Raw genomic sequence first — 19,531 nt, 5'->3', positions numbered from 1 at the left:
TAATTATAGGCGCACGGGACGCGAAGAAACAGCCTCTTTCTCGCCCTCGCGTCGCCAGGGGGATGGTTCGCTCGTCAGCGGGGCGCCTGCCCGGGCTACCAAACCGGCAAATCGCACGAATCGGTAGCCCGGGAAAGGCGTTAACCGCAACCCGGGGATTTTTCCGCAGGCTAGCGGCGATCTCTCCAGACGGTCTGCACGTTGCAGAATTCATGCAGACCAAAATGGGAGAGCTCGCGGCCAAATCCGCTTTTCTTCACGCCGCCGAACGCCACGCGGGCATCGCTGGCGCAGTAGCCGTTGATAAACACTCCGCCGCACTCCAGCTCATCGGCAAAACGCTGGGCCTGCGCTTCACTGGTGGTGTAAACCGTTGCTGAAAGGCCAAATTCGCTGTCATTAGCCAGCGCCAGCGCGTGATCGGCATCGCGGGCTTCGGTAATCGTCGCCACCGGGCCAAACAGCTCCTCGCGGAAACCGGTCATCTCCGCGGTAACGTTTCCGAGCACCGTCGGCGCGTAGTAGTTGCCGGCGCCTTCGATTTTTTCCGCCCCCAGCAGCAGGGTCGCCCCCTCTTTTAGGGTCGCGCTCACCTGCTCGTGCAGCTCATCGCGCAGATCGAACCGCGCCATCGGCCCAATATAGTTCTGCTCATCGCGCGGGTCGCCCATTTTCAGCGCGGCAGCAGCGGCGACAAATTTCTGCGTAAAGGCCTCGGCGATGCCCGCTTCGACGATAAAACGCTTCGCCGCGGCGCAGACCTGACCGGTATTCTGGTAGCGACCTATCACCGCCGCTTTCACCGCCTCGTCAAGGTCGGCATCGTTAAGCACGATAAAGGGATCGGAGCCGCCCAGCTCCAGCACGCATTTTTTCAACGCCGCGCCGGCCTGTGCGCCAATGGCCTTCCCGGCGCGCACGCTGCCGGTGACGGTCACCGCGGCGATGCGCGGATCGTTAATCATTTGCGAAACACCATCGTTGGTGGCGTTCACCCAGCCAAAGACGCCATCCGGCACGCCCGCAGCGGCAAAAATTTCGCCGATCATCGCCGCGCTGCCCAGCACGTTTGGCGCATGCTTAAGCAGATAGCTGTTGCCCGCCAGCAGAATGGGCACCGCGCCGCGCAGCACCTGCCACACCGGGAAGTTCCACGGCATGACAGCGAGGATAGCCCCCATCGGGCGGTACTCAATCACCGCTTTATTGTCTTCAACCAGCGTCGCCTCGGTATTGAGCATCGCCGGGCCGTGTTCAGCATACCAGTCACAAAGATTGGCGGATTTAGCCACTTCGCCGCGCGCCTGGGCAATCGGTTTACCCATTTCGCGACTAATCATTTGCGCCAGCGCTTCGCCACGGGCGCGCATCGCGCTACCGACGTTACGCAGCGTCGCCGCGCGCTCCGCCACGCTGACGTTGCGCCACTGACGATACCCCTGTTCCGCAAGGGCAATGGCCGCATCGACCTGCTGTTCGCTGGCCCAGGGCACAGACGACAAAGTTTCACCGGTGGTCGGACTCACGGAAATCGCATGAGTAGCAGATAAATTCATCGTTTTTCTCTCTGTGTTGATTGCGAAGTGACCTTATTCTGGCTTACCCTTCCTTTCATTAAAAATGAATAATATTAAGCAACCCATTCACAAAAGAAGAACGCTATGGATCTGACCCAGCTTGAGATGTTCAACGCCGTCGCCAGCACCGGCAGCATTACCCAGGCCGCGCAGAAGGTGCATCGCGTGCCGTCAAACCTGACTACACGCATCCGCCAGCTGGAGGCGGATCTCGGCGTCGAACTGTTTATTCGCGAAAATCAGCGGCTGCGGTTGTCCCCCGCCGGGCACAGCTTTTTACGCTATAGCCAGCAGATCCTCGCCCTTGTTGATGAAGCGAGGATGGTGGTCGCCGGAGATGAACCTCAGGGGCTGTTTTCGCTCGGCTCGCTGGAGAGTACCGCCGCCGTGCGCATTTCCCCTACCCTGGCGCACTTTAATCAGCGCTATCCCAAGATTCACCTGGCCCTCTCCACCGGTCCTTCCGGTACCATGATCGACGGCGTACTTGAGGGAAATCTGAGCGCGGCGTTCGTTGACGGTCCGCTGGTGCACCCGGGGCTGGAAGGGTTACCGGTGTTCCCGGAAGAGATGATGATCGTCGCGCCCTTTGGCCACCCGCCCATTGCCCGCGCCAGCGAAGTGAACGGCGCCAGCGTCTACGCGTTTCGTGCCAACTGCTCCTATCGCCGTCATTTTGAGAGCTGGTTCCACGCCGATCGCGCCACCCCGGGGCGGATCCATGAGATGGAGTCCTACCACGGGATGCTGGCCTGCGTCATTGCCGGCGCCGGACTGGCGCTGATGCCGCGCAGCATGCTGGAGAGTATGCCGGGCCATCAGCAGGTATCCGCCTGGCCGCTGGCCGAAGAGTGGCGCTGGCTGACGACCTGGCTGGTCTGGCGGCGCGGGGCGAAAACTCGCCAGCTCGAGGCGTTTATAGCGCTGCTGAACGAAGATCGACAAGCAGCAGCTTCTCCATAAAAATGCTTAACGGATCCGGCTGATACGGCGCAAAGGCGCTGCGGGTCTGGTAGCCATTGCGCGTGTATAACGCGACGGCGGCGTGCTGATGGATGCCCGTTTCCAGGCGTACGGTATGGCATTCGCGATTTATCGCCTCTTTCTCCAGCGCCGCCAGCAGTTTTTCCCCCAGCTGCTGGCCGCGATGGGCCGGGTGAATAAACACCCTTTTCATCTCGCCAATCCCCTCTTCGCCGAGCACGATGGCCCCACAGCCGACGGCCCGGTGCTGCCCATCGCGGATAATGAGCGCGATGACCGACGCCGCCGGTAGCGCGCTCAGGTCGATAAGATGATTGCTTTCCGCCGGGTAGAGCGTCTGCTGGTATGCGTCCAGCTCGGCAATTAAGGCGGTCAGATCCGGGTGGTTTAGCGGGGTCGCGGCGATAGTGTACATAAAGAAGCTCCTTTTTTGAGCGTACTGTAGCGCGGGGCGTCCGCGGAGCCGCCATAGCATTAACTTATAGCTTCTGACCCGACTTGCGCTCCCCCCTTGAGAGGCAGTAATTTTGCGACATAACGTCTTTTATCAGGAAAATACGATGAATACCAAAGCGCGCAAGGTGATGATTATCGGGGCCGGAAACGTCGGCGCCTCAGCGGCCTACGCCCTGTTAAACCAGAATATTTGCGAGGAGCTGATCCTTGTCGATCTCAATACCTCACGCGCCGAAGCGCACGCTCAGGACCTGAGCGACGCGGCCGCCTACATGCCGGGCATGATGACGATTTCCACCCGGGAAGCCAGCGACTGCGCCGATGTCGATATCGCGGTTATCACCGTTTCCGGCGGCGCGCTCAAGCCGGGTCAAACCCGGCTGGACGAACTGACCAACACGGCAAAAATCGTCAAAAGCATCGTCCCGCAGATGATGCGCGGCGGCTTCAACGGCATCTTTTTGGTTGCCACCAACCCCTGCGACATCATCACCTGGCAGGTGTGGCAGCTTTCGGGCCTGCCGCGCGGCCAGGTGCTGGGTACCGGCGTCTGGCTGGATACGACGCGCTTACGCCGGGTACTGGCCCAGGCGCTGGATATCGGCGCGCAAAGCATCGACGCCTTTATTCTTGGCGAGCATGGCGATACCCAGTTTCCGGTGTGGTCACACTCGGCGGTTTACGGCTCCGCCATCGCCGATGTTTACCAAAAACATACCGGCCAGGCTCTCGACCGGGAGCTGATTGCCGAAAAGGTGCGCAAGCTGGGGTTTGAGATTTACGCCGGCAAAGGCTGCACGGAGTACGGCGTCGCCGGAACCATCGCCGAAATCTGCCGCAATATTTTCACCGGCAGCCATCGCGCGCTGGCGGTGTCGTGCATTCTTGACGGGGAATATGGCGTAACCGGCGCGGCGGCTGGCGTTCCCGCGGTGCTGACGCAAAGCGGCGTGCAGCAGATTATTGAACTGCAGCTGGCCGATGATGAAGCGGAGAAATTCCGCCACTCTATCGAAGTGATTAAAGCCAATATCGCCCGTCTACCGTGATGGCCTATTTTCCATGCAGGTTTCGCAGGAATAGCGCGCAGGATAAGTTTGCCGGGTAACCCACTCGGATTCGGGATCGGCGGGTCTGTTGCCGATCCCGTCTTATGATGACGGGTGAGCTAGCGTAGCGTTATTACGCCATTTAAATAGGTCACCGCCTGGCCGCTCATCAATACGCGTTTTCCTTTCAGCTCGCAGCGCATATCGCCGCCGCGCGCGGAAACCTGGCGCGCCAGCAGCTGAGTTTTACCGCGCTTTGCGCTCCAGTAGGGGATCAGCATAGTATGCGCCGAACCGGTTACCGGATCTTCCCACACCGCTTCACCGGGTGAGAAAAAGCGGCTAACGAAGTCATATTCCCCGCTGCCCGCGGCGGTCACGGTCACTTTATGTTCGCCAGGCGTCATCGCAGCAATATTCGGCCGCAGGGCTTCGACCTGCTCACGGGAGGCCAGTTCGATAAGCCATGCGCGCCCCTTGCGGGCATGCAGGTAGCGCTCAATCCCCAGCGCGGAGAGCATCTCCGCGGGCGGCTCGCGCTCTTCCGTTTCTCCCGCCGGGAAATCCAGGGTCAGCCAGTCGCCCTCGCGGCTCACGGTCAGCCGACCGGAAGCGGTCGCGAAGTGAATCAGCGCATCAGGATAATCCAGGTGATGAAATATCACGTGCGCGCTGGCAAGCGTGCCGTGGCCACAGAGATTGACCTCATTGCGGGTGGTAAACCAGCGCAGCGCAAAACCATCGCTCTCAGGTACCACAAACGCGGTTTCCGACTGGTTGTGCTGCTGCGCCATTTTGAGCAGCAGCTCATCCGGCAGCCACTTTTTAAGCAGGCATACCGCAGCCGGGTTGCCGGCGAAAGGCTGGTCGCTGAACGCCGCCACCAGATAAAAAGGAATTTCCGTCACCGTCCCTCCTTAACGAAGCGTAATCGTGCCGATTAAGTAGGTGGTCGCCTGACCGCCGATCAGAACCCGGTCGCCCCGCCACTGGCAGCGCAGGTCGCCGCCGCGGGCCGACACCTGCCGCGCCTGCATATCCGTTTTGCCGAGCTTCTCGCCCCAGTAGGGAATCAGCATACTGTGCGCCGAGCCGGTGACCGGGTCTTCCGCCACCGCCTCGCCCGGACAGAAGAAACGGCTGACAAAGTCATACTCTTCGTCCGGGGCGCTGATACAGATCATTTTGCCGAGGCGCTCAAGCAGCTGCATATCCGGACGCACCGCCTCCACCTGCTGGCGGTCGGCTAAAACCACCAGGTAATCACGCGCCACGCGGACTTCCACCGCGTCGCTCAGCCCCAGCCCGCCCAGCAGCTCCGCAGGCGGCTGCTCAACGGCGGTCGTCGCCCAGGCCGGGAAATCCAGGGTCAGCCAGTCGCCGCTGCGCGTGACGCGAAGCTCGCCGACAAAGCGGGTACTAAATACGATTGTCGATGAGGGGTGGTCAAAATATTCAAAAATGACGTGCGAGGCCGCCAGGGTCGCGTGGCCGCAGAGGTTGATCTCATCCAGCGTGGTAAACCAACGCAGCTCATACCCCTCATCCGTACGCACAAAAAACGCGGTCTCCGACTGATTGTGCTGCTGCGCCATTTTCAACAGCGTTTCGTCCGGCAGCCATTCGGTCAGCGGGCAAACGGCCGCCGCGTTGCCGCCAAAGCTCCGATCGCTGAAAGCATCCACCAGATAAAAGCTAATTTCCTGCATTGTTCTGTCCCTCTATTTTTTTTACTTATCGATAACATGACATAAACGTGAGAAATCCACACGTTTAATAGAAAAATTAATCCGTTAGTGCCGAAAATCTGGCTGAAGCAAAAATGAGATGTAGATCACAAAATGGTTGTATTTTCAGCAGCAATCGTTTTAAGATCGTCCCACTTCTTTCCTCTTTGTAACCAGCCCTGAACTTATGATGACAAATACGGTTTCACGCAAGGTCGCGTGGCTGCGCGTAGTCACGCTTGCGATTGCGGCATTTATCTTTAATACCACCGAATTTGCGCCCGTGGGCCTGCTGTCGGATATCGCCGACAGCTTTGGCATGGAAACGGCGCAGGTTGGGATTATGCTGACGATCTACGCCTGGGTTGTCGCCCTGATGTCGCTGCCCTTTATGCTGTTGACCAGCAAGATGGAGCGCCGTCGCCTGCTGGTTGGCCTGTTTATCCTGTTTATCGCCAGCCACGTGCTGTCGTTCCTGGCCTGGAACTTCAACGTGCTGGTGATCAGCCGTATCGGTATCGCCTTTGCCCACGCGGTGTTCTGGTCGATCACCTCGGCGCTGGCTATACGAATGGCGCCTGCGGGTAAACGCGCGCAGGCGCTGAGCCTGATTGCCACCGGTACCGCGCTGGCAATGGTCTTCGGTATCCCGATTGGCCGTATCGTCGGGCAATACTTTGGCTGGCGCACCACGTTCCTGGTCATCGGCCTCGGGGCGCTGGTTACCATGGTTTGCCTGATCAAGCTGCTGCCTAAGCTGCCGAGCGAGCACTCAGGGTCGCTGAAAAGCCTGCCGGTGCTGTTCCGTCGCCCTGCGTTGCTGAGCATCTATTTGCTGACGGTGATTGTGGTGACCGCGCACTATACCGCCTACAGCTACATTGAACCGTTTGTTCAGACGGTCGCCGGCCTGAGCGGCAACTTCGCTACCGTGCTGCTGTTGACCCTGGGCGGCGCGGGCATCGTCGGCAGCATCCTCTTTGGTAAGCTCGGCAACCTGCATGCGTCCGGGTTAATTAACGCGGCGATTGGCCTGCTGCTGGCGTGCCTGCTGCTGCTGCTGCCCGCCTCGCACAACGCCAACCACCTGATGCTGCTGAGCGTCTTCTGGGGCGTGGCGATCATGATTATCGGTCTCGGTATGCAGGTCAAAGTGCTGGCGCTGGCGCCGGACGCGACCGACGTGGCGATGTCGTTATTTTCGGGGATCTTTAATATCGGCATCGGCGCGGGCGCGCTGGTGGGCAGCCAGGTCAGTACCCATCTGTCAATGGCGTCCATTGGCTATGTCGGGGCGATCCCTGCGGTCGTCGCGTTAGTGTGGGCGGTGATGATTTTCCGCCGCTGGCCGGTGTCGCTGGAAGATCAGCAGCCGCATCACTCCTGATCGTGCTGCTAAAAAAAACCTGCCGGTCGTGAGATCGGCAGGTTTTTTTACGTCTGGTATCAGGACGACGATGACCGTCAGGCGTGATAAGTGGAAATAATCTCCAGCACGCCGTTAATAATAAACTGCACGCCCATACAGACCAGCAGGAAGCCCATCAGGCGGGAAATCGCCTCAATGCCGCCCTTCCCGACCAGACGCATGATTGCCCCGGAACTGCGGAGACAGCCCCACAGGATAATCCCGACCAGGGCAAAAATAATCGGCGGCGCGACCAGCACAACCCAGTCCGGGAAGCTCGCCCCGTGCTTTACCGTAGACGCTGAGCTGATAATCATCGCGATTGTCCCCGGCCCTGCGGTGCTTGGCATCGCCAGCGGAACGAAGGCGATATTCGCCGTCGGTTCATCCTCGAGCTCTTCCGATTTCAGCTTAGCTTCCATCGAATCATGGGCTTTTTGCTGGGGAAAGAGCATGCGGAAGCCGATAAAGGCGACGATCAGGCCGCCGGCAATACGCAGACCGGGAATCGAAATTCCGAAGGTGTTCATCACCACCTGGCCGGCATACCAGGCGACCATCAGGATGGCGAACACATAAACCGAGGCCATCAGCGACTGACGGTTACGCTCGGCGTTATTCATATTCCCGGCCAGGCCAAGGAACAGCGCCACGGTAGTCAGCGGGTTCGCCAGCGGTAGAATCACTACCAGTCCCAGGCCTATCGCTTTAAAAAGATCCATCATAGTGAATTAAGGTCCTGTCAATATTGGATTATCAAAAAAATGACGCGTGCTGAGTATATCGTCTGTTGCCAGATTGTACCCGTTCTCCTCAGGACGCATTCACCCTTCCTTCAAATCATAAGATAACAACGTGAAATAGAGTGACCTGCCTCACAACAATTCGTTTTAGCAAATCGTGGCATCGGCTAATTCATCAGGTTGACTTATATTTGCCTAGGCAATAATATCTCCCGCAACTAAGTCATTGCCTGGGCAACCATTGTGAAAAGTACAAGCGACCTGTTTAACGAAATGATCCCTCTTGGCCGCTTGATCCAGATGGTTAACCAGAAAAAAGATCGCCTGCTCAACGACTATCTCTCGCCGATGGATATTACTTCCACCCAGTTCCGGGTGCTCTGTTCCATTCGTTGCGAAGTGTGTATTACCCCCGTTGAGCTGAAAACCGTGCTTTCGGTCGACCCAGGCGCAATGACGCGCATGCTCGACCGCCTGGTCTGTAAAGGCTGGATTGAACGGTTACCCAACCCGACTGACAAGCGTGGCGTGCTGGTACAGTTAACGCCAGACGGCGCAGCCCTTTGTGAGCAATGTCATCAGGTTGTGGGTCAGAAATTGCACCAGGAACTAACAAAAAATCTGTCGACGGATGAAGTGGCCACTCTTGAGTGTTTACTCAAAAAAGTTCTGTCGTAATAAGAAGAGGTAAGATGATGTCCAGACGCAATAACGACGCCATCACTATCCATAGTATTTTGTCGTGGATCGAGGATAACCTGGAATCGCCCCTGTCGCTGGAGAAGGTTTCAGAGCGCTCAGGTTACTCCAAGTGGCACCTGCAAAGAATGTTCAAGAAAGAGACCGGTCACTCGCTGGGACAGTATATCCGCAGCCGTAAGCTGACCGAGATCGCGCAGAAGCTGAAGCAGAGCAACGAGCCTATCTTATACCTGGCCGAACGCTATGGCTTTGAATCGCAGCAAACGCTGACGCGAACTTTTAAGAACTATTTCGATGTTCCGCCGCACCAGTATCGTATTACCAACGTGCCGGGCGAGTCGCGCTACCTGCTCCCATTAAATAACTGTTGTTAACCGCCTGCAAAAAGACGTATTGAGGAAATCATGAAACTATTCGCTTCCGCCGCCATCGTGCTATTGGCGCTGGTCTCGAGCCAAAGTTATGCGGAGCAAACCAGCACCCCGGTTCGCCACAACAACCGGGATGCGATGATTATTCCTTCCGAACATAATGATTCGCCTTTTGATTTCAATCACATGGCCTCTGGCAGTGATAAATCAGATGAACTGGGCGTGCCCTATTACAACCAGCAAAGCCTGTAAAATCCCTTTAGCCCCGTGACCGGGGCTTTTTTTACCCCCGCGCCATGCCCGGACGCACGATCCGCAGGCCAAATACGTTGATATACAGCCCGGCCATAATCAGTACCGCGCCCAGCAGCTGCAGGCTATTCAGCGTCTCGCCGAGCAATAAGGCCGCGCTGGCCATCCCGACCACCGGCACCAGCAGCGACAGCGGCGCCACGCGCCAGGTTTCATAGCGGCCGAGCAGCGCCCCCCAAATACCATAGCCGACGATAGTGGCAATAAACGCCAGATAGAGCAGCGACAGGATCGTCAGCAGGTCGATATGCAGCAGGCTTTCCGCCATGACCTGCGGGCCGTCGAGGATCCACGACGCCAGCATAAACGGCAGCACCGGGATCAGCGCGCTCCATACCACCAAAGACATAATCGGCGGCCGGCTCGCATGCGACATAATTTTCTTGTTGAAGATATTGCCGCAGGCCCAGCTCAACGCCGCGGCCAGCGTCAGCATAAAGCCCACCAGCGGGACATGCTGGCCGCCGAGGCTGGCTTCGACCAGCACCAGTACGCCGAAAATCGCCAGCGCAATCCCCGCCAGCTGTTTCCCCTGCAAACGTTCGCCGAAAATAAACGCCCCGAGAATGATGGTGAAAAAGGCCTGCGCCTGCAGCACCAGCGATGCCAGTCCGGCAGGCATGCCGAGGCTAATCGCGCAGAACAAAAACGCAAACTGACCGAAGCTAATCGTCAGGCCGTAGCCCAGCAGCAGGCTCAGCGGAATTTTTGGCCGCGCGACGAAGAGCAGCGCCGGGAAAGCCACCAGCAAAAAGCGCAGTCCGGCAAGCATCAGCGGCGGCATATTATGCAGCCCCACCTTGATCACCACGAAATTCAGCCCCCATACCACCACCACCAGCAATGCCAGCAGCCCGTCTTTACGCGTCATACCCGCCTCGGTTGTTATTGGAATTTTTGCGAACAAAATCAAACTACCGAATAATTCGTCCGCCGCATAGATCATTATTTTCGGTAGGGCGCTGGCGTGCTTTTCATCCCCCCCGGGAACTATACAAGCCCCGGTTAGCGTGCTATTTGTGATCGTGACAACAAAAATAACATCACATCAGGCAAGGAAAAAATGATACCGACTCTCAGGCGCTCAACCGCAGCGCTGCTGGCTTCGTCGTTGCTGTTAACCATTGGCCGCGGCGCAACGTTACCTTTTATGACGATCTACCTCACCCGCCAGTACCAGCTGGAGGTGGATAAAATCGGCTACGCGCTGTCGAGCGCGCTGATCGTCGGGGTGCTGTTCAGCATGGGTTTTGGCATTCTCGCCGATAAGTTCGACAAAAAGCGCTATATGACGCTCGCCGTGCTGGCGTTTATTGGCGGCTTTATCGCTATTCCTCTGGTCAATAGCGTCGCGCTGGTGGTGTTTTTCTTCGCGCTGATTAACTGCGCTTACTCCGTCTTCTCTACCGTGCTGAAAGCGTGGTTTGCCGACGTGCTGTCGCCGGAAAAGAAGGCGCAGATTTTTTCCCTTAACTACACCTTTCTCAATATTGGCTGGACCGTTGGGCCGCCTATCGGCACTCTGCTGGTCATGCACAGTATTAACCTGCCGTTCTGGCTGGCGGCCGGCTGCGCCGCCCTTCCGCTGGTATTTATTCAGCTGTTTGTGCAGCGCACCAGCGCCGCGATTGCTCAGGATAACGCGGTCCAGTGGTCGCCGTCGGTGCTGCTGCGCGATCGCGCTCTGCTGTGGTTTACCCTTTCCGGCCTGCTGGCCTCCTTTGTCGGCGGCTCTTTCGCTTCCTGCATATCCCAGTATGTGCTGGTGGTAGCGGACAGCGATTTTGCCGAAAAAGTGGTTGCGGTGGTACTGCCGGTTAACGCGGCCGTGGTGGTGGCGCTGCAGTATGCGGTTGGTCGTCGCCTTACCGCCCGCAATATTCGCCCGCTGATGACCTTTGGGACGGTCTGTTTTGTGCTCGGGCTGGGCGGTTTTGTTATTTCCGATAACAGCCTGCTGCTGTGGGGCATCTCCGCCGCCATTTTTACGCTCGGAGAGGTTATCTACGCGCCGGGGGAATATATGCTGATCGATAACATTGCGCCGCCGGGCATGAAAGCCAGCTACTTTTCCGCCCAGTCGCTGGGCTGGCTGGGGGCGGCGTTTAACCCGATGTTGACCGGGACGATTCTGACCCATCTGCCGCACTGGTCGCTGTTTGTGATATTGATGCTGGCGATTATCGCCGCATGGCTGATGATTTTCCGCGGCATGAACGTTCGTCCGTGGAACGGTAGCGCGGTCGCCCGCGCCTGATGCCAGGCGCCGTGCGGCTGTCAGGTTGCTGTCGCGTCCCTGTCGGGTTTCGATCGTGGTGCCCGACAGCCCGCTCGATGATACTCCATCTCAGGTTTTCACCCGGAGATAGAAACAATGAACAGTAGTCATCAGGTTAAACAATTACGTTTGCAGCGCGCCTGGTCGCAGGAGCAGCTTGCCGAACTGGCCGGCGTCAGCGTGCGCACCATTCAGCGCATCGAGAACGGCGACCGTCCCGGCCTCGAGACGCTCAGCGCGCTTGCGGCGGTATTTGAAGTAAACGTCGCCGAGATTAGCGGCGAATCGCCGGCGGGCCACGAAGCGTCGCTGGATTTACGTATTGAGGAAGCCAAAGCGCGCGTCGAACGCGAGAGCCGTTTTTACCGTTCATTGACGGTGGCCGTCGTCGTTTGCGTTCTGCTGGCGCTGCTGAACTGGCTGAGCGGCGCAGAGAGCTACTGGTCCGCATGGGTGGCGATCGTCTGGGGAGCGCTGCTGGTGGTTAAAGGGTTGCGCCTGTTTGTTTTTGGCGAATGGATCAATCGCTGGCGTCAGGCGCGCCTGCAGCGGCTGCTGCGCAAATAGCCCTCTGCGCGCTTCTCCCGGGGGCGGCGCAAAGCGCCTTGCCCGGGCTACAGGTCCATCGCCGTCTGCGAGCGGTAGCGCGGACAGATGCGCAGCATCGCCTCCGGGAAACCATATCTAGTGCGGACTATGGCGCTCTCCCCGGGGGCGGCGCAAAGCGCCTTGCCCGGGCTACAGGTCCATCGCCGTCTGCGAGCGGTAGCGTGGACAGATGCGCAGCATCGCCTCCGGGAAACCATATCTAGTGCGGACTATGGCGCTCTCCCCGGGGGCGGCGCAAAGCGCCTTGCCCGGGCTACGTGTTCATCGCCGTCTGCGAGCGGTAGCCCGGACAGATGCGCAGCATCGCCTCCGGGAAATCATATCCAATGCGCCCTGTGGCGAACTCCCCGGGGGCGGCGCAAAGCGCCTTGCCCGGGCTACGGGCCAGCAGACTGCTATATACCTGTAGCCCGGCTAAGCGCAGCGCGAGCCGGGGGGAGGCCGCCATCCGGGGCGAGTTAAATGGTAACCATCCCGCGGACGCCTTCGGCTTCCATATCGCCGCCGTTGCCCTGCTGGATAATCGCGCCGCGCGACATCACCAGATAGCGATCCGCCAGACCGGCGGCAAAATCATAGAACTGCTCGACCAGCAGAATCGCCATATCCCCGCGGTTCGCCAGCTGACGAATCACCTCGCCAATCTCCTTAATCACCGACGGCTGAATGCCCTCCGTCGGTTCATCAAGAATCAACAGCTGCGGACGGCTGGCCAGCGCGCGGCCAATGGCCAACTGCTGCTGCTGCCCGCCGGAAAGATCGCCCCCGCGCCGCTGCTTCATGGTTTTCAGCACCGGAAACAGCTGATAAATCTCTTCCGGCACCGCGCGCGCGTCGCGGGCGGGAAAGCGGGACAGCCCCATCAGCAGATTCTCCTCCACCGTCAGGCGCGGAAAAATCTCCCGCCCCTGGGGCACGTAGGCGATCCCCGACTGTACCCGCTGGTGCGGTTTACGGTGGGTGATATTCTTCTCCTGCCACAGCACTTCGCCGCTGCGCGCCGGGATCAGCCCCATCAGGCACTTCAGCAAGGTGGTTTTTCCCACCCCGTTGCGCCCGAGCAGGCAGGTGATCTCGCCCTGGCGAGCGGCAAAATCCACTCCACGCAGGATATGGCTGCCGCCATAATATTGATGTAGTTGATTAACCTGTAACATCCGCGCTCCTTAGCGTCCGAGATAAACTTCAATCACCTGTTCGTTGGCCTGCACCTCGCGCAGCGACCCCTCCGCCAGCACCTGTCCTTGATGCAGCACCGTCACCCTGTCGGCGATGGTTTCGACAAAGCCCATATCATGCTCGACCACCATCAGCGAATGCTGCCCGGCAAGGGTGCGGAACAGCTCGGCGGTATATTCTGTCTCCGCATCGGTCATCCCGGCGGCGGGTTCGTCCAGCAGCAGCAGATGCGGCTCCTGCACCAGCAGCATGCCGATTTCCAGAAACTGCTTTTGCCCGTGCGACAGCAGCCCCGCCGGCCGATAGCGTTCGCCCTCCAGCCGCAGCAGGCGCAGGGTTTCGCTGATTCGGTCGGCCTGCTCGCTGTTCAGGCGCGCCCGCAGGCTGGCCCACACCGATTTATCACCTTTCATTGCCAGTTCGAGATTCTCTGCCACCGTCAGCGCCTCAAAGACCGTCGGTTTCTGAAACTTGCGCCCGATGCCCTGGCGGGCGATGGCGATGGGATCGAGGGTGGTTAAGTCCACCGACTGATCGTAAAGCGCCCTGCCGCTCTGCGGCCGGGTTTTGCCGGTGATGACGTCCATCAGGGTAGTTTTACCGGCGCCGTTCGGCCCAATCACGCAGCGTAGCTCGCCCACGCCAATCTGCAGCGACAGGTTGGTCAACGCCTGAAAACCGTCAAAGTTGACGTTAATCTCTTCCAGCTGCAGTACCGGATCGGTCTGCTCGCGAAAGCGGTCCGTCGGCAGCTGGCGGGTAAATAGCTCTTCATCCAATGGCATCAGCGATCTCCTTTACGCAGCAGGCCGATAACGCCACGCGGTAAAAACAGCGTCACGATAATAAAAATCAGCCCCAGAAAGAGCTGCCAGTACTCCGGCATCGCCACGGTAAAGTAGCTTTTCGCGCCGTTGACCAGCCCCGCGCCGAGCACCGGGCCGATTAAGGTTCCGCGACCGCCGAGCGCCACCCAGATGGCCGCTTCGATAGAGTTGGTCGGCGACATTTCGCTGGGGTTGATGATCCCGACCTGCGGCACGTACAGCGCCCCCGCCAGGCCGCACAGTACGGCTGAAAGGGTCCATACCAGCAGCTTAAAGCCGCGCGGGTCGTAGCCGCAGAACATCAGGCGGTTTTCAGCATCGCGCACCGCCGTCAGCACGCGGCCAAATTTGCTTTGCGCCAGCAAATAGCCAATCCACAGGGTGAGCAACAGCAGCAGTACCGTGGCCATAAACAGCGCCACCCGCGTGCTGATGGCGGTGACTGAGAAACCGAGCAGCGTGGTAAAGCCGGTAAAACCGTTGTTACCGCCAAAGCCGGTTTCGTTACGGAAAAACAGCAGCATCCCGGCGTAGGTGAGCGCTTGGGTCATAATCGAAAAATAGACGCCTTTGATTTTCGAGCGGAAGGCAAACCAGCCGAAAACCAGCGCCAGCAGACCGGGCACCAGCACCACCAGCAGCATAGCCCAGGCGAAATGCTGGGTGCCCCACCAGAACCACGGCAGCTCGCTCCACGACAAAAACGACATAAAGGCCGGCAATCCGTCGCCCGCCGCCTGGCGCATCAGGTACATGCCCATGGCGTAGCCGCCGAGAGCAAAAAAGATCCCATGGCCAAGCGAGAGCATCCCGGCATAGCCCCAGACCAAATCCAGCGCCACGGCGACAATGGCGTAGCAGAGGATCTTGCCGGTGAGCGTCAGCAGCCAGGTGGAGACCGCCAGCGGATGCGTGGCGGGCAGCAGCGCCAGAAACGGCATACTCAGCAGGCCCAGCAGTAGCAGCACGCCGAACCAGCGCAGCGGGCGCGGCGCTTTGCGCGCCAGCGTTAAGGTAATAGGTTGGCTCATCAGTCAATAACCCTCCCTTTGAGGGCGAACAGTCCCTGGGGACGTTTCTGGATAAACAGGATAATCAAGACCAGAATCAGGATCTTACCCAGCACGGCTCCCATCTGCGGTTCAAGGATTTTGTTAAAGATGCCAAGACCAAACGCCGCCGCCACGCTGCCCGCCAGCTGACCAACGCCGCCGAGCACCACCACGAGGAAGGAGTCAATAATGTAGCCCTGGCCCAGCTCCGGCCCGACGTTACCGAGCTGCGACAGCGCGACGCCGCCCAGCCCCGCGATCCCCGAACCGAGGCCAAACGCCAGCATATCGACCCGTCCGGTCGGCACGCCGCAGCAGGCCGCCATCGCGCGGTTTTGCGTCACCGCCCGCACGTTCATCCCTAGCCGGGTCTTGTTCAGCGTCAGCCAGGTAAAGAGCAGCACCAGCAGCACGAAAACCAGTACCGCCAGACGGTTCCACGGCAGGATGAGATTCGGCAGAACCTGCACGCCGCCGGAGAGCCATGCCGGATTGGCGACCTCAACGTTCTGCGCGCCAAACAGCATTCGCACCAGCTGAATCAGCATCAGGCTGATCCCCCATGTGGCGAGCAGCGTCTCAAGCGGGCGCCCGTACAGATGACGGATCACGGTGCGTTCCAGCGCCATACCGATACCGCCGGTGATCAGGAACGCCACCGGCAGCGCAATCAGCGGATAGAAGGCCAGCCACTGCGGCGCCAGCTGCGCCAGCGCCTGCTGAACCAGCCAGCAGCTGTAGGCGCCAATCATCAGCATCTCGCCGTGGGCCATATTGATCACCCCGAGCAGACCGTAGGTGATGGCCAGACCGAGCGCGGCGAGCAGCAGGACAGAACCGAGGGAGAGGCCCATAAAAGCCTGGCCCAGAAGATCGCCCAGCAGCAGGCGGTGCTGGATTTTACTCAGGCTCTCCTGGGCCGCCGCGCGAATCGCCGGGTCCGGCTCATGCCGGGCATCGGTATACGGCGTCAGCAGCGCCTGAGTTTCCGGGTCACCTGAGTGGCCGAGCAGCGCGATGGCCGCCAGCCGCTGTGCGGGCTGAGGACTGACAAGCTGTAAACGGGCCAGCGCAATTTCCAGCTGCGACTTCACCGCGCCGTCCGTTTCCGCCGTCAGACGCTGCTGTAACAGCCCCGCCATCTCAGGCGTCGCTTCGCGCTGCAGGGTTTTCGCCGCCGCGGCCCTTTCCGTGACGTTGTCACTAACCAGGAGATGCGTCGCCAGCGCGCCTGCCGCCAGGTTACGCAGGCGGTTGGTCAGGCGCACCGGTTTTGTTGGGCCGACGGGCGTCGGAACCGCGCCCAGCGCCAGCAGGCTGTCGCCCTGTTTGCTGAACGCATGACCGCTGCTATCGGATTGCAATGTTTCGCTTTTCAGCGCCCGCAGCAGCGGTAAACGCGGCGCTTCGGGCGCGGCGGCCCACTGTTCCAGCAGCTGAGCCTGCTGGCTGCGATTGGCCGCCACAAAATCGTCGGCGTCCGCTGCCTGCGCCCGCCACGGTATCAAGACCATCAGCAGCGCGAAGTAACACATGAGGCGTAATGCGTTCATGGTCGTTCTCCTTTTCGGGGAAATCCGGGCTTCGGGCCCGGAAGACTGAATCATTCCCCCCGGCGCAGCGCCGGGGTCTGACGCTTAGTTGCTGACGGTTTTAACCGGGTGATCCGGCTTTTTATCATTCCCGGCAATCCACGGGCTCCACGGCTGGGCGCGTACCGGCTCTTCGGTCTGCCAGACCACGTTAAACTGGCCGTTGCTTTCGATTTCGCCAATCATTACCGGCTTGTGCAGGTGATGGTTGGTGGCATCCATGGTCAGGGTAAAGCCTGACGGCGCCTTGAAGGTTTGGCCGGCCATGGCATCACGCACCTTGTCGACATCGGTCGATCCTGCTTTCGTCACCGCCTGCGCCCACATGTGCAGGCCAACCCAGGTCGCTTCCATCGGGTCATTGGTTACCACGGTATCGGCGTTTGGCAGCTTGTGGGCTTTGGCGTAAGCGCGATAGTCGGCAACAAACTGTTTGTTGGTTGGGTTATCGACGGACTCGAAGTAGTTCCACGCCGCGAGGTTGCCCACCAGCGGTTTAGTATCAATCCCGCGCAGCTCCTCCTCGCCCACGGAAAAGGCCACCACCGGCACGTCCGTCGCTTTCAGCCCCTGATTAGCCAGCTCTTTATAGAACGGAACGTTGGAATCACCGTTGATGGTAGAGACCACCGCGGTTTTACCGCCGGCGGAGAACTTCTTGATATTGGCGACGATAGTTTGATAGTCGCTATAGCCGAACGGGGTATAGACCTCTTCGATGTCTTTATCCTGAATGCCTTTGGCGTGCAGGAAAGCGCGGAGAATTTTGTTGGTGGTGCGCGGGTAGACGTAGTCGGTACCGAGCAGGAAGAAGCGTTTCGCCCCGCCGCCGTCTTCGCTCAGCAGGTATTCCACCGCCGGAATCGCCTGCTGGTTTGGCGCCGCGCCGGTGTAGAAGACGTTCGGCGACATCTCTTCGCCTTCATACTGTACCGGGTAGAAGAGCAGACCGTTCAGCTCTTCAAATACCGGCAGAACCGATTTGCGTGATACGGAGGTCCAGCAGCCGAACACCGCCGCCACCTTATCCTGCGTCAGCAGTTGACGCGCTTTTTCGGCGAACAGCGGCCAGTTTGATGCCGGATCCACCACGACCGGTTCCAGTTTTTTACCCAGCACGCCGCCTTTGGCGTTGATGTCATCGATAGCCATCAGGGCGACATCTTTCAGCGGGGTTTCAGAAATCGCCATCGTCCCGGAAAGCGAGTGCATAATGCCGACTTTAATGGTGTCGGCGGCATAAACCTGTAAGGAGAAGCCCATGCTAATAACAGAGGCGGAGAGAGCAAAAGCTTTTAATAGTGTTCGACGCTGCATGTGTGTCACTCCTGAATAGCGCAAAAACAAAAAAATGAATTAACGACTCACCGGAAGTGATAAGGCAAAAACGATGCCAGGTTGTGAAAGCGTCTGAAAGCGCGGCAGAATACGGGGAAAATAAAGGCGGGTGCACAGCGTTGCCTTAAAATAGTGCAACGCTGCGCTATGGAGAGATTACCAGACCTGCGCGGCGATGCCGGTGACCAGGCGGACTTTATCCCACTGCTGGGCTTCGGTCAGAGAGTTACCCTCTTCGGTGGAAGCAAAACCGCACTGCGGGCTGAGGCAAATTTGCGCCAGCGGGACGTACTGCGCCGCCTCCTGCAGACGAGCCTTCACCCCTTCCGGGTTTTCCAGCTCCCCGTTTTTAGTGGTGATCAGGCCCAGTACCACCTGCTGATGGCCGGGGCGAACGTAGCGCAGCGGCGCGAAGTCGCCGGAACGGTCATTGTCATATTCGAGGAAGAACGCGTCGATGTTAACGCCGCCGAACAGCACTTCCGCAACCGGCTCGTAGCCGCCCTCGGAGATCCAGGTCGAGCGGAAGTTACCGCGACACACGTGCAGGCCAACGGTCAGATCCTCCGGTTTCCCTTCCAGGGCCTTATTCAGAACGCGGGCATAAATGCGCGCCAGCTCATCCGGGTCTTCGCCGCGCTCGCGCACCTGCTGTCGCTGCTCATCGGAGCAGAGGTAGGCCCAGACGGTGTCATCAAGCTGTAAATAGCGGCAGCCCGCATCGTAGAAGGCGCGAATGGCATCGCGCCAGGTGGTTGCCAGGTCATCGAAATAGTCGGCGAGATCCGGATACACCGTCGCGTCGATATCTTTCCGGCCGCCGCGGAAGTGCAGCACGCTCGGGCTGGGAATGGTCATCTTCGGCTGAGCGCTGCCGCTGATGCTCTTCAGATAGCGAAAATCTTCCAGCATCGGGTGATCGCCAAAGGCCAGTTTACCGGTGACGCGAACACCGTGCGCTTTGGTCTGTACCCCGTTGAACTGAATGCCCTTTTCTGAATCGTAGCGCTCAACGCCCTGTAGTCCGTCAAAGAAATCAAAGTGCCACCACGCGCGGCGGAACTCACCGTCGGTGACCACATGCAGCCCGCACTCGCACTGCTGCTGCACCAGAACGCGAATCGCCTCATTTTCTATCTGCCGCAGCTGCTGCGCGTCGATGGTGCCGGCGGCCAGCTGCTGACGGGCTTGTTTGATGGCGTCCGGGCGTAAAAAGCTGCCGACAATATCTGCGCGGAACGGGGCCTGATGACGTTGCATGGTGTCTCCTTAGCGGCGGGCAAAGTTAATTACCCACCGTGATAGTTCATTATTTGAATTTATAGAC

20 protein-coding genes are annotated in these 19,531 nt (G+C 59.2%); 8 read left to right on the top strand and 12 right to left on the bottom strand.

Translation table 11 applies throughout. The features are described from left to right. Positions 1-170 precede the first annotated feature (170 nt). On the bottom strand, positions 171-1,556 hold the full coding sequence (gene sad / locus JLG71_RS13130; RefSeq protein ID WP_025105750.1) for a succinate-semialdehyde dehydrogenase: 1,386 nt from the start codon (positions 1,554-1,556) through the stop codon (positions 171-173). A gap of 105 nt (positions 1,557-1,661) precedes the next feature. Between sad and ptrR the strand changes: the two genes are divergently transcribed. Continuing rightward, a complete protein-coding gene (gene ptrR, locus JLG71_RS13125; protein ID WP_004851166.1) occupies positions 1,662-2,540 on the top strand; it encodes a putrescine utilization regulator PtrR in 879 nt (292 codons plus the stop codon). Here ptrR and JLG71_RS13120 read toward each other — a convergent pair. Further along, complete coding sequence (locus tag JLG71_RS13120; RefSeq protein ID WP_014229488.1) at positions 2,494-2,976, bottom strand: GNAT family N-acetyltransferase; 483 nt, start codon at positions 2,974-2,976, stop codon at positions 2,494-2,496. The two genes, ptrR and JLG71_RS13120, sit on opposite strands and share 47 nt — an antisense overlap. 145 nt (positions 2,977-3,121) lie before the next feature. On the opposite strand from JLG71_RS13120, the gene JLG71_RS13115 reads away from it, so the two are divergent. Then, on the top strand, positions 3,122-4,066 hold the full coding sequence (locus JLG71_RS13115; RefSeq protein ID WP_014229489.1) for an L-lactate dehydrogenase: 945 nt from the start codon (positions 3,122-3,124) through the stop codon (positions 4,064-4,066). Between the two features lie 119 nt (positions 4,067-4,185). Here the strand turns inward: JLG71_RS13115 and JLG71_RS13110 are convergent, their stop codons facing one another. Both JLG71_RS13110 and JLG71_RS13105 read right to left on the bottom strand, forming a co-directional pair. Further along, positions 4,186-4,974, bottom strand: coding sequence for a PhzF family phenazine biosynthesis protein (locus JLG71_RS13110; RefSeq protein ID WP_025105752.1), 789 nt, complete (start codon positions 4,972-4,974; stop codon positions 4,186-4,188). 9 nt (positions 4,975-4,983) lie between these two features. Beyond that, complete coding sequence (locus JLG71_RS13105; RefSeq protein WP_049080298.1) at positions 4,984-5,775, bottom strand: PhzF family phenazine biosynthesis protein; 792 nt, start codon at positions 5,773-5,775, stop codon at positions 4,984-4,986. 205 nt (positions 5,776-5,980) lie between these two features. On the opposite strand from JLG71_RS13105, the gene JLG71_RS13100 reads away from it, so the two are divergent. After that, positions 5,981-7,180: a sugar transporter gene (locus JLG71_RS13100; RefSeq protein WP_025105754.1), complete on the top strand. Its 1,200-nt coding sequence runs from the start codon at positions 5,981-5,983 to the stop codon at positions 7,178-7,180. 77 nt (positions 7,181-7,257) lie between these two features. Here JLG71_RS13100 and JLG71_RS13095 read toward each other — a convergent pair whose 3' ends face one another. After that, on the bottom strand, positions 7,258-7,926 hold the full coding sequence (locus JLG71_RS13095; RefSeq protein WP_004119839.1) for a MarC family NAAT transporter: 669 nt from the start codon (positions 7,924-7,926) through the stop codon (positions 7,258-7,260). Between the two features lie 261 nt (positions 7,927-8,187). On the opposite strand from JLG71_RS13095, the gene marR reads away from it, so the two are divergent. From marR to marB, 3 genes are read left to right on the top strand one after another with little or no spacing between them, the layout of a single operon-like run. Next, positions 8,188-8,622, top strand: coding sequence for a multiple antibiotic resistance transcriptional regulator MarR (marR, locus tag JLG71_RS13090; protein WP_004102349.1), 435 nt, complete (start codon positions 8,188-8,190; stop codon positions 8,620-8,622). Between the two features lie 17 nt (positions 8,623-8,639). Continuing rightward, positions 8,640-9,020, top strand: a complete 381-nt coding sequence (marA, locus tag JLG71_RS13085; protein ID WP_004102351.1) for an MDR efflux pump AcrAB transcriptional activator MarA — start codon at positions 8,640-8,642, stop codon at positions 9,018-9,020. A 30-nt stretch (positions 9,021-9,050) separates the two neighbouring features. Continuing rightward, positions 9,051-9,269, top strand: a complete 219-nt coding sequence (gene marB / locus JLG71_RS13080) for a multiple antibiotic resistance protein MarB (protein WP_004851184.1) — start codon at positions 9,051-9,053, stop codon at positions 9,267-9,269. 31 nt (positions 9,270-9,300) lie between these two features. Here marB and eamA read toward each other — a convergent pair whose 3' ends face one another. Further along, on the bottom strand, positions 9,301-10,200 hold the full coding sequence (eamA, locus tag JLG71_RS13075; RefSeq protein WP_014229493.1) for an O-acetylserine/cysteine exporter: 900 nt from the start codon (positions 10,198-10,200) through the stop codon (positions 9,301-9,303). A gap of 192 nt (positions 10,201-10,392) precedes the next feature. On the opposite strand from eamA, the gene ydeE reads away from it, so the two are divergent. Beyond that, positions 10,393-11,586, top strand: a complete 1,194-nt coding sequence (gene ydeE / locus JLG71_RS13070; RefSeq protein WP_064378168.1) for an efflux MFS transporter YdeE — start codon at positions 10,393-10,395, stop codon at positions 11,584-11,586. A gap of 117 nt (positions 11,587-11,703) precedes the next feature. Beyond that, positions 11,704-12,174 (top strand): helix-turn-helix domain-containing protein, encoded by a 471-nt coding sequence (locus tag JLG71_RS13065; protein WP_009654748.1) that lies wholly within the window; start codon positions 11,704-11,706, stop codon positions 12,172-12,174. Between the two features lie 500 nt (positions 12,175-12,674). Here JLG71_RS13065 and urtE read toward each other — a convergent pair whose 3' ends face one another. The 6 genes from urtE to JLG71_RS13035 form a co-directional block, all read right to left on the bottom strand. Further along, positions 12,675-13,373 carry an urea ABC transporter ATP-binding subunit UrtE gene (urtE, locus tag JLG71_RS13060; protein ID WP_014229495.1) on the bottom strand — a complete coding sequence of 233 codons (699 nt, stop codon included), beginning with the start codon at positions 13,371-13,373 and terminating at the stop codon, positions 12,675-12,677. A 9-nt stretch (positions 13,374-13,382) separates the two neighbouring features. Then, on the bottom strand, positions 13,383-14,180 hold the full coding sequence (gene urtD / locus JLG71_RS13055) for an urea ABC transporter ATP-binding protein UrtD (RefSeq protein WP_025105756.1): 798 nt from the start codon (positions 14,178-14,180) through the stop codon (positions 13,383-13,385). Beyond that, the gene (urtC, locus tag JLG71_RS13050) at positions 14,180-15,253 is read right to left on the bottom strand and encodes an urea ABC transporter permease subunit UrtC (protein ID WP_200914270.1); all 1,074 of its coding nucleotides are present in this window, start codon (positions 15,251-15,253) and stop codon (positions 14,180-14,182) included. The genes urtD and urtC overlap by 1 nt, the downstream gene beginning before the upstream one ends. Continuing rightward, on the bottom strand, positions 15,253-16,827 hold the full coding sequence (urtB, locus tag JLG71_RS13045; RefSeq protein WP_046876492.1) for an urea ABC transporter permease subunit UrtB: 1,575 nt from the start codon (positions 16,825-16,827) through the stop codon (positions 15,253-15,255). The genes urtC and urtB overlap by 1 nt, the downstream gene beginning before the upstream one ends. Positions 16,828-16,911: 84 nt before the next feature. Beyond that, positions 16,912-18,183, bottom strand: a complete 1,272-nt coding sequence (urtA, locus tag JLG71_RS13040) for an urea ABC transporter substrate-binding protein (protein ID WP_014229499.1) — start codon at positions 18,181-18,183, stop codon at positions 16,912-16,914. A 177-nt stretch (positions 18,184-18,360) separates the two neighbouring features. Then, positions 18,361-19,464: a cobalamin-independent methionine synthase II family protein gene (locus JLG71_RS13035; protein WP_032719179.1), complete on the bottom strand. Its 1,104-nt coding sequence runs from the start codon at positions 19,462-19,464 to the stop codon at positions 18,361-18,363. Between the last annotated feature and the right edge of the window lie 67 nt (positions 19,465-19,531).

The sequence above is a fragment of the Klebsiella michiganensis genome (assembly GCF_015139575.1).
Classification (GTDB): Bacteria; Pseudomonadota; Gammaproteobacteria; order Enterobacterales; family Enterobacteriaceae; genus Klebsiella; species Klebsiella michiganensis.
Note: the sequence above shows the minus strand (reverse complement) of the source record. Positions and strands in the feature narration are given on the sequence as shown.